The organism is Streptococcus oralis, assembly GCF_001578935.1.
Lineage (GTDB): Bacteria > Bacillota > Bacilli > Lactobacillales > Streptococcaceae > Streptococcus > Streptococcus oralis_R.
Map to the genome: position 1 here is coordinate 108644 of NZ_KQ969523.1, position 10097 is coordinate 118740.

The window sequence follows — 10097 nt, forward strand, 5'->3', positions numbered from 1 at the left end:
TTAACTATCCTAGTTCTTCTTTTATATGAACGGTTCTTCTATTTCCCCTCAGCTAACTCTTTTCCGAGTTGGATGAGGTAGTCTTTCAAGTCGTCTTTGACTTGTGGGTGTTTGAGAGCGTAGTCGATGGAGGTTTTCATAAAGCCAAACTTATCTCCGACATCGTAACGAGCTCCTTTGAACTCACGAGCAAATACACGTTGTGTTTTATTGAGGGTGTCAATCGCATCCGTCAACTGGATTTCATTTCCAGCACCTGGAGCTTGGTTTTCCAGAATTTGGAAAATCTCAGGTGTAAGGAGGTAGCGCCCAATGATAGCAAGGTCGCTAGGAGCATCCTCTGGCGCAGGTTTTTCAACGAAGGTTTCAACGCTGTAAAGACCGCCTTTTCCTTCGCCTTGCGGAGCAATAACCCCATAGGCAGATACTTCGTCATGAGGGACTGGCATAACAGCGATAGTGGACGCGTGTGTACGCTCGTAGTCATCCATGAGTTGTTTGGTAAGTGGAACAGCCTTTTCGTCCGTGATATCCATCAAATCATCACCAAGCATAACGACAAAAGGTTCATTTCCGACGAAAGCTTTGGCCTGCAAAACAGCATCTCCGAGACCACGTGGATGTGTTTGACGGATAAAATGCAGGCGCATGCCAGTTGTCTCATCAACCAGCTTCAAAAGATCTGTTTTTCCTTTTTCTTTAAGGTTGTATTCCAATTCGAAGTTTGAATCAAAATGATCCTCGATAGAACGTTTTGACTTACCTGTAACAACCAAGATGTCTTCGATGCCAGACTTGAGGGCTTCTTCAACGATAAACTGGATAGTTGGCTTGTCTACGATTGGCAACATTTCCTTGGCCAAGGCCTTAGTTGCTGGGAGGAAACGAGTTCCCAATCCAGCGGCAGGGATGACTGCTTTTCTGACTTTTTGTTTCATAAATATTCCTTTCTATAAGGGTCTACGACCATTCGTTTTCTGCTTTAAATTCATTGCTCATGATGTCAGTGATTGCTTCCTTGATATTGACACCTTCATAGATAACTCGGTAAATAGCCTGTGTGATTGGCATGTAGACACCTAATTCTTGAGCTAGCTCGTAAGCTGCTCGCGTTGTTGAAATGCCTTCGATGACCATGCCCATATTAGCTTCGATGTCTGCGAGGGATTCTCCACGACCGAGAGCATCACCAGCTCTCCAGTTACGAGAGTGGACAGATGTCCCCGTTACGATCAAGTCACCAACTCCAGAAAGACCGCTATAAGTCAGAGGGTTAGCTCCCAGAGCGACACCTAGACGGGTGATTTCAGCCAAGCCACGGGCAATGATAGCCGCCTTGGCATTGTCGCCAAAGCCTAGACCATGTAGAGCTCCAGCGCCAACTGCGATGATGTTTTTGAGAGCACCAGCGGTTTCAACTCCAATAACATCCGTATTGGTATAGAGACGGAAGTAGTGATTGCTAAAGAGATTTTGGACGTACTGGGCAGTTTCAAGATCTTTGGAGGCTGCGGTAATCAAGGTAATATCCCGTACAATCGTTTCCTCAGCGTGACTAGGTCCTGAAACAACAACGACTTCACTACGAAGGTCAGCTGGGATTTCCTCTTCAAGAATAGTTGACAGACGTTTGTGGCTATCTGGTTCCAATCCTTTGGAGGCATGCATGATGACAACCTTGTGATCGAGTACCTTTGCTACTTGTTGGGCAACCAGTCTCGTTACTTTTGTTGGGACTACAAATAAAACAGCATCCACATCCTTTAGTGTTTCTTCTAAATCATGATAGGCTTTGATTTTTTCGTCGAGTAGGATATCTTTGAAATAGCGTTTGTTTGTATGTTGGATATTGATTTCATCAATTTGGTCAGAAATATTTCCCCAAATTCGAACCTCGTGTCCATTGTCGTTTAGGACCTGCGAAAGGGCAGTTCCCCAAGAACCAGGACCCAAGACAGCGATGGTTTGTTTCTTCATCTTTTCCTCCTTGTAAGAGTTCTTCCTTTCATTTTACCATAAAAAGCCTTTTCATGCATCACCTGTAGATGAAAGCGCACTAATTTATAATAAGGAGACTTCTTTGACAAGATGTCTCTTTTTTGCTAGAATAGCATCAATATGAACGAATGAGAAGGAGCTGACGTAGGATGTCGCTCCCTTTATCTATTTTATTAGGAGGAAATATGCTCATCAAAAAAATAAAAACCTACAAATGGCAGACCTTGGCATCCTTAATGATGACAGGCTTGATGGTTGCGAGTTCACTTCTGCAACCACGTTATCTGCAGGAAGTGTTAGATGCCCTACTTGCTGGGAGATATGAAGCTATTTATAGTATTGGGGCTTGGTTGCTTGGTGTGGCCTTGATTGGTCTGGTTGCTGGCGGGTTCAATGTTATACTTGCAGCCCATATTGCTCAAGGAGTGTCTTCGGACCTTCGGGAAGACGCTTTTCGCAAGATCCAGACTTTTTCTTATGCTAATATCGAGCAGTTTAATGCCGGCAACCTTGTCGTCCGTATGACCAATGATATTAACCAAATTCAGAACGTGGTGATGATGGCTTTTCAAATCCTTTTCCGTCTCCCTCTTCTCTTTATCGGTTCCTTTATCTTGGCGGTTCACACTCTCCCGTCACTTTGGTGGGTGATTGTCCTCATGGTGCTCCTAATCTTTGCACTCACAGCCATCATGATGGGGATGATGGGGCCACGATTTGCTAAGTTTCAAACCCTTCTTGAACGAATCAATGCTATCGCCAAGGAAAATCTACGTGGTGTGCGCGTGGTCAAATCCTTTGTACAAGAAAAAGCACAATTTGACAAATTTACCGAGGTTTCTGATGAACTTCTTGGTCAAAATCTTTATATCGGTTATGCTTTCTCAGTTATAGAACCCTTTATGATGTTGGTCGGTTACGGGGCGGTCTTCCTCTCTATCTGGTTGGTGGCCGGAATGGCTCAGTCAGATCCATCTGTTGTGGGCTCGATTGCTTCCTTTGTCAATTATCTAAGCCAGATTATCTTTACCATTGTCATGGTTGGTTTTTTGGGAAATTCTGTCAGCCGTGCCATGATTTCCATGCGTCGTATTCGAGAAATTCTTGATGCAAAGCCAGCTATGACCTTCAAGGATGTCCCAGATGAAGATTTGGTTGGAAGCCTTAGCTTTGAAAATGTAACCTTTACCTATCCAATGGACAAGGAACCGATGCTGAAAGACGTGACCTTTACTATCGAACCTGGTCAAATGGTTGGAGTAGTTGGAGCGACTGGTGCAGGAAAGTCAACCTTGGCTCAATTGATTCCACGTCTCTTTGACCCACAGGAGGGCTCTATCAAAATCGGAGGCAAGGATATTCGAGAGGTGAGTGAAGGAACCCTGCGTAAAACAGTTTCCATCGTTCTCCAACGGGCCATTCTCTTTAGCGGGACCATTGCAGATAACCTAAGACAGGGTAAGGAAGATGCCACTCTATTTGAAATGGAGCGCGCAGCTAATATTGCCCAGGCCAGTGAATTCATTCATCGTATGGAGAAAACCTTTGAAAGTCCAGTTGAGGAACGGGGGACCAACTTCTCTGGTGGGCAAAAGCAAAGGATGTCGATTGCTCGTGGGATTGTCAGCAATCCACGTATTCTGATTTTTGATGATTCGACCTCAGCCTTGGATGCCAAGTCAGAGCGTTTGGTTCAGGAAGCTTTGAATAAAGACCTGAAAGGGACGACAACCATTATCATCGCTCAAAAGATCAGTTCAGTCGTCCATGCAGACAAGATTTTGGTTTTGGATCAAGGACGCTTGATTGGTCAAGGAAGCCACGCAGACTTGGTTGCTAACAATGCCGTTTACCGTGAAATCTATGAAACACAGAAAGGAAAGGAGGAGTAAGATGAAGACAGTTCAGTTCTTTTGGAATTATTTTAAAGTTTACAAGTTCTCCTTTGTCATTGTGATTCTGATGGTTGCAGTTGCGACGATTGCCCAAGCTCTCTTTCCTGTTTTTTCAGGTCAAGCAGTGACGGAGCTCGCTAATCTGGTTCTGGCTTATCAAAACGGAACTTCCGAACTAGCCTTGCAAAGTTTGTCAGCTCTGATGCTGAATCTAGCTCTGGTTGTCCTCGCCTTAGTGGTATCAAGTTTGATTTACATGACCTTGATGACCCGTGTGATTGCTGAGTCGACAAATGAGATGCGTAAAGGCCTCTTTGGCAAACTTTCACGTTTAACGGTTTCTTTCTTTGACCGCCATCAGGATGGTGACATCCTTTCTCGCTTCACTAGTGACTTGGATAACATCCTTCAAGCCTTCAATGAAAGTCTAGTTCAAGTTATGAGCAATATTGCTCTTTACATCGGTTTGATTTTTGTCATGTTTTCAAGAAATGTGACGTTAGCCCTGATAACAGTAGCCAGCACCCCGGTGGCCTTTCTCATGTTGGTCTTCATCGTGAAAATGGCCCGCAAGTACACTAATCTCCAGCAAAAAGAGGTTGGGAAACTCAACGCCTACATGGACGAGAGTATTTCTGGACAGAAAGCTGTTATCGTACAAGGAATTCAAGACGACATCGTAGCAGGCTTTGTGGAGCAAAATGAGCGCGTGCGCAAGGCAACTTTTAAAGGAAGAATGTTCTCCGGTATCCTCTTTCCAGTTATGAATGGGATGAGCTTGGTCAATACGGCCATCGTCATTTTTGCTGGTTCTGCGGTCCTGCTGAACGATCCAAGTATCGAAACAACGACAGCCCTAGGTTTGATTGTTATGTTTACCCAATTTTCTCAGCAGTACTACCAGCCGATTATCCAGGTGGCTGCGAGTTGGGGGAGCCTTCAGTTGGCCTTTACTGGAGCGGATCGTATCCAAGAAATGTTCGATGCAGAAGAAGAGATTCGCCCGCAAAATGCACCAGCCTTTACGGAATTACGAGAAGGCGTTGAAATCAGTCACATTGATTTCTCTTATGTGCCAGACAAGCCGATTTTAAAAGATGTTAGCATTTCAGCTCCTAAGGGGCAGATGATAGCAGTTGTCGGTCCAACTGGTTCAGGGAAAACGACCATCATGAACCTCATCAATCGCTTCTACGATGTAGATGCAGGTAGCATTTCTTTTGATGGAAAAGACATTCGTGACTACGACTTGGATAGCTTGCGGAGCAAGGTCGGGATTGTCTTGCAGGATTCGGTCTTGTTTAGTGGAACGATTCGGGACAATATCCGCTTCGGTGTGCCAGATGCCAGTCAGGAAATGGTTGAAGCAGCTGCCAAGGCAACTCATATTCATGACTACATCGAAAGCTTGCCTGACAAGTATGATACCCTTATTGATGATGAGCAAAATATCTTCTCGACTGGGCAGAAACAATTGATTTCCATTGCGCGAACCCTGATGACTGATCCTCAAGTCCTAATCTTAGATGAAGCGACTTCCAATGTCGATACCGTAACAGAAAGCAAGATTCAACATGCCATGGAGGCAGTAGTAGCAGGTCGAACTAGTTTTGTTATTGCCCATCGTCTCAAGACCATCCTCAATGCCGATCAGATTATTGTCCTCAAAGATGGAGAGGTTATTGAACGTGGAAATCATCACGAGTTGCTCAAACTTGGCGGTTTCTACTCAGAACTGTATCACAATCAATTTGTCTTCGAATAAAAAAGTTGTCCTCGTGGGCAGCTTTTTCTTGTCCATAAAAAATACTTATCACGGTCTTTAAAAAAACATATTAGACAGGAAAGGGTTGGAGTGATAAGATAAGACTGTCGCAAGAAAATCGAAAGGAGACACATCATGGCTAGAACGGTTGTAGGAGTTGCTGCAAACCTATGTCCTGTAGATGCAGAAGGGAAAAACATTCACTCATCTGTATCCTGTAAATTTGCAGAGAGCATTCGTCAAGTCGGTGGTCTCCCTTTAGTGATTCCTGTAGGGGATGAGTCCATTGTACGCGATTATGTGGAAATGATTGACAAACTCATCTTGACAGGTGGGCAAAATGTCCATCCTCAGTTTTATGGAGAGAAAAAGACTATTGAGAGCGATGATTACAACCTTGTACGCGATGAGTTTGAACTAGCCCTCTTGAAAGAAGCGCTCCGTCAGAATAAACCAATTATGGCAATCTGTCGTGGGGTTCAGCTGGTCAATGTTGCTTTTGGCGGCACTCTCCACCAAGAAATTGAAGGTCACTGGCAAGGCTTGCCTTTTGGAACATCTCATTCTATTGAGACAGTAGAAGGAAGCGTGATGGCTAAGTTGTTTGGCAAAGAAAGTCAAGTCAATTCAGTCCATCGTCAAAGCATCAAAGATCTGGCACCTAATTTCCGTGTGACTGCTATTGATCCAAGAGACCAGACCATTGAAGCGATTGAGTCTATCGATGAGCACCGCATTATCGGTTTGCAGTGGCATCCAGAGTTTCTGGTCAATGAAGAAGACGGCAATTTAGAACTATTTGAGTACTTATTGAATGAACTCTAACGGCTGGAACATCTAGTCGTTTTTTCTTTTATTATTTCAAAATTTTTGGAATGTGGGATTTTATGCAAACGTTTGAATTCTGATAAAAATTGGGCAAATTCAATAAAAAAGCTTGAAAAAATCGAAGGTAAGCGTTATGATAGAAAAGAAGAAATTTTGGAGGATTATCATGTCACATATTAAATTTGATTATTCAAAAGTTTTGGACAAATTTGTTGCCCCACATGAAGTGGAATACATGCAGTCACAAGTAACAGCAGCAGACGAATTGATCCGTAAAGGAACTGGTGCTGGTAGCGACTTTTTGGGTTGGTTGGACCTTCCTGAAAATTATGACCGTGAAGAATTCGACCGCATCTTGAAAGCTGCTGAGCAAATCAAGTCAGACAGCGACGTTTTGGTTGTTATCGGTATCGGTGGATCTTACCTTGGTGCCAAAGCAGCTATTGACTTCTTGAACCACCACTTTGCTAACTTGCAAACAAAAGAAGAACGCAAAGCTCCACAAATCCTTTACGCTGGAAACTCAATCTCATCTACTTACCTTGCTGACTTGGTAGAGTACGTAGCTGACAAAGACTTCTCAGTAAATGTGATTTCTAAATCAGGTACAACAACAGAACCAGCGATTGCTTTCCGTGTCTTCAAAGAACTCTTGGTTAAGAAATACGGTCAAGAAGAAGCTAACAAACGTATCTATGCTACAACTGACCGCCAAAAAGGTGCTGTTAAGGTTGAAGCAGATGCCAACGGTTGGGAAACATTTGTGGTTCCAGATGACATCGGTGGACGCTTCTCAGTATTGACAGCAGTTGGTTTGCTTCCAATCGCAGCATCAGGTGCAGACATCAAAGCTCTTATGGAAGGTGCGAACGCAGCTCGTAAAGACTACACTTCAGACAAACTTTCTGAAAACGAAGCTTACCAATACGCGGCCGTTCGTAACATCCTTTACCGCAAAGGCTACGCTACTGAAATCTTGGTGAACTACGAGCCATCACTTCAATACTTCTCAGAATGGTGGAAACAATTGGCTGGTGAGTCAGAAGGGAAAGACCAAAAAGGTATTTACCCAACTTCAGCAAACTTCTCAACTGACTTGCACTCATTGGGTCAATTTATCCAAGAAGGAACTCGTATCATGTTTGAAACAGTTGTCCGTGTTGACAAACCACGTAAGAACGTGATTATCCCTACTTTGGAAGAAGACCTTGACGGACTTGGTTACCTTCAAGGAAAAGACGTTGACTTTGTAAACAAAAAAGCAACTGACGGTGTTCTTCTTGCCCACACTGACGGTGATGTGCCAAACATGTACGTAACTCTTCCAGAGCAAGACGCTTTCACTCTTGGTTACACTATCTACTTCTTCGAATTGGCAATTGCCCTTTCAGGTTACTTGAATGCCATTAACCCATTTGACCAACCAGGTGTTGAAGCCTACAAACGTAACATGTTTGCCCTTCTTGGAAAACCAGGATTTGAAGAATTGAGCAAAGAGCTTAACGCACGTCTATAATAGAAGAAAAGAGTGGCTTGTCCACTCTTTTTTACTCTCTTTATTCGTAGACATTGGACTCAGGCGAGACTTGTGATATAATATAGAAAGCAAAAAGGCAGACGCCTAGAGACTTTATAGGAGAAACTATGTCAAAAGATATCCGCGTACGCTACGCACCAAGTCCAACAGGACTACTACACATCGGAAATGCCCGTACAGCATTGTTTAACTACCTTTACGCACGCCATCATGGTGGAACTTTTATCATTCGTATCGAAGATACCGACCGTAAACGCCATGTTGAGGATGGTGAACGTTCACAGCTTGAAAACCTTCGTTGGTTGGGCATGGACTGGGATGAAAGTCCAGAGACGCATGAAAATTACCGCCAATCTGAGCGTTTGGAACTCTATCAAAAATACATTGACCAACTGCTAGCTGAAGGAAAAGCCTACAAATCATACGTTACAGAAGAAGAGTTGGCGGCTGAGCGCGAACGCCAAGAAGCAGCTGGCGAAACACCACGCTACATCAATGAATATCTTGGCATGAGCGAAGAAGAAAAAGCAACTTACATCGCAGAACGTGAAGCAGCTGGTATCATCCCAACGGTTCGTTTGGCTGTCAATGAGTCTGGGATCTACAAATGGCATGATATGGTCAAAGGTGATATCGAATTTGAAGGTGGCAACATCGGTGGTGACTGGGTTATCCAAAAGAAAGATGGCTACCCAACTTACAATTTTGCCGTTGTAATCGATGACCACGACATGCAGATTTCTCATGTTATCCGTGGAGATGATCACATTGCCAACACACCCAAACAGCTTATGGTTTATGAGGCTCTTGGTTGGGAAGCCCCAGAATTCGGTCACATGACCTTGATCATCAACTCTGAAACGGGTAAAAAATTGTCTAAACGCGACACCAACACCCTTCAGTTTATCGAAGACTACCGTAAAAAAGGTTATTTACCAGAAGCAGTCTTTAACTTTATTGCTCTTCTTGGTTGGAACCCAGGTGGGGAAGACGAAATCTTCTCTCGTGAAGAACTCATTAAACTTTTCGATGAAAACCGCCTCAGCAAGTCTCCAGCTGCATTTGATCAGAAGAAACTAGACTGGATGAGCAATGATTATATCAAGAATGCAGACCTTGAAACCATCTTTGAAATGGCAAAACCATTCCTAGAGGAAGCAGGACGATTGACTGACAAGGCTGAAAAATTAGTTGAGCTCTATAAACCACAAATGAAGTCGGTAGATGAAATCATCCCATTGACAGATCTCTTCTTCTCAGATTTCCCAGAATTGACAGAAGCAGAGTGTGAAGTCATGGCGGGGGAAACAGTCCCAACAGTTCTTGAAGCTTTCAAAGCAAAACTTGAAGCGATGACAGATGATGAATTTGTAACAGAAAATATCTTCCCACAAATCAAAGCTGTTCAAAAAGAAACAGGTATTAAAGGGAAAAATCTTTTCATGCCCATTCGTATTGCTGTTTCAGGTGAAATGCATGGACCAGAATTGCCAGATACTATCTTCTTGTTAGGTCGTGAAAAATCAATCCAACATATTGAAAATATGTTAAAAGAAATCTCTAAATAAGAAGGAATCAACAATGGACATCTGGGAAAAGATGTATGAAGAAGCACGAACCCTATTCAATCCCCATGAAGTTTCTGACTTTGTTTATGCTAATCATGTTGTTGCTGCGGTAGAAGCAGAAGATGGTCAGATATTTACAGGATTTTGTATGGAGGGAACTTGTGGCGTTTTTCATCTCTGTGCAGAACGAGCAGCTCTCTTCAATATGTATCAATTTTCAGGACAAACTAAAGTTAAGAAAATCCTCGCCTTTCGAGATAAACCTCCCTACGGCGAAGGATCAGGCATGCCCTGTGGCGCTTGCAGAGAATTTCTCTTAGAATTGAATGCTGAAAATAAAGAAGCAGAGTTCATGATGAATTACGAAATAAGAAAAACAATTAAGGTTGCCGAATTGATCCCTTACTGGTGGGGAGAGGAACGTGCGACTAATTGGCAAGATAAATAGAAGGAGTCAGTTTAACTGGCTCTTTTCCCTAATCTTTTCAGAATTTCGGTAAAGAGGT

General features: G+C 43.3%; 9 protein-coding genes. 7 read left to right on the forward strand and 2 right to left on the reverse strand.

The genetic code is table 11. The features are described 5' to 3' along the window. Positions 1-38: 38 nt before the first annotated feature. The gene (gene galU / locus SORDD15_RS09245) at positions 39-938 is read right to left on the reverse strand and encodes a UTP--glucose-1-phosphate uridylyltransferase GalU (protein WP_061416607.1); all 900 of its coding nucleotides are present in this window, start codon (positions 936-938) and stop codon (positions 39-41) included. Between the two features lie 22 nt (positions 939-960). Further along, positions 961-1977 carry an NAD(P)H-dependent glycerol-3-phosphate dehydrogenase gene (locus SORDD15_RS09250; protein ID WP_061416609.1) on the reverse strand — a complete coding sequence of 339 codons (1017 nt, stop codon included), beginning with the start codon at positions 1975-1977 and terminating at the stop codon, positions 961-963. 206 nt (positions 1978-2183) lie between these two features. Between SORDD15_RS09250 and patA the strand changes: the two genes are divergently transcribed. The 7 genes from patA (at position 2184) to SORDD15_RS09285 (ending at position 10039) form a co-directional block, all read left to right on the forward strand. Beyond that, on the forward strand, positions 2184-3890 hold the full coding sequence (gene patA, locus SORDD15_RS09255) for a multidrug efflux ABC transporter subunit PatA (RefSeq protein ID WP_061416611.1): 1707 nt from the start codon (positions 2184-2186) through the stop codon (positions 3888-3890). Position 3891: 1 nt separating this feature from the next. Then, complete coding sequence (locus tag SORDD15_RS09260) at positions 3892-5658, forward strand: ABC transporter ATP-binding protein (RefSeq protein WP_061416613.1); 1767 nt, start codon at positions 3892-3894, stop codon at positions 5656-5658. A gap of 135 nt (positions 5659-5793) precedes the next feature. Next, the gene (locus SORDD15_RS09265; RefSeq protein ID WP_061416615.1) at positions 5794-6483 is read left to right on the forward strand and encodes a gamma-glutamyl-gamma-aminobutyrate hydrolase family protein; all 690 of its coding nucleotides are present in this window, start codon (positions 5794-5796) and stop codon (positions 6481-6483) included. A gap of 3 nt (positions 6484-6486) precedes the next feature. Further along, positions 6487-6666: a hypothetical protein gene (locus SORDD15_RS09270; RefSeq protein ID WP_061416617.1), complete on the forward strand. Its 180-nt coding sequence runs from the start codon at positions 6487-6489 to the stop codon at positions 6664-6666. Next, positions 6653-8002 (forward strand): glucose-6-phosphate isomerase, encoded by a 1350-nt coding sequence (locus SORDD15_RS09275; RefSeq protein WP_007519938.1) that lies wholly within the window; start codon positions 6653-6655, stop codon positions 8000-8002. The genes SORDD15_RS09270 and SORDD15_RS09275 overlap by 14 nt, the downstream gene beginning before the upstream one ends. 128 nt (positions 8003-8130) lie before the next feature. Then, positions 8131-9591, forward strand: a complete 1461-nt coding sequence (gltX, locus tag SORDD15_RS09280) for a glutamate--tRNA ligase (RefSeq protein ID WP_061416619.1) — start codon at positions 8131-8133, stop codon at positions 9589-9591. Positions 9592-9604: 13 nt separating this feature from the next. Then, positions 9605-10039, forward strand: a complete 435-nt coding sequence (locus tag SORDD15_RS09285; protein ID WP_061416621.1) for a cytidine deaminase family protein — start codon at positions 9605-9607, stop codon at positions 10037-10039. Positions 10040-10097 lie beyond the last annotated feature (58 nt).

Coding starts and splice junctions, on each gene's coding strand:
- SORDD15_RS09250 (WP_061416609.1), bottom strand. CDS start 1,977: ATGAAGAAACAAACCATCGCTGTCTTGGGTCCTGGTTCTTGGGGAACT.
- patA (WP_061416611.1), top strand. CDS start 2,184: ATGCTCATCAAAAAAATAAAAACCTACAAATGGCAGACCTTGGCATCC.
- SORDD15_RS09260 (WP_061416613.1), top strand. CDS start 3,892: ATGAAGACAGTTCAGTTCTTTTGGAATTATTTTAAAGTTTACAAGTTC.
- SORDD15_RS09275 (WP_007519938.1), top strand. CDS start 6,653: ATGTCACATATTAAATTTGATTATTCAAAAGTTTTGGACAAATTTGTT.
- galU (WP_061416607.1), bottom strand. CDS start 938: ATGAAACAAAAAGTCAGAAAAGCAGTCATCCCTGCCGCTGGATTGGGA.
- gltX (WP_061416619.1), top strand. CDS start 8,131: ATGTCAAAAGATATCCGCGTACGCTACGCACCAAGTCCAACAGGACTA.
- SORDD15_RS09285 (WP_061416621.1), top strand. CDS start 9,605: ATGGACATCTGGGAAAAGATGTATGAAGAAGCACGAACCCTATTCAAT.
- SORDD15_RS09265 (WP_061416615.1), top strand. CDS start 5,794: ATGGCTAGAACGGTTGTAGGAGTTGCTGCAAACCTATGTCCTGTAGAT.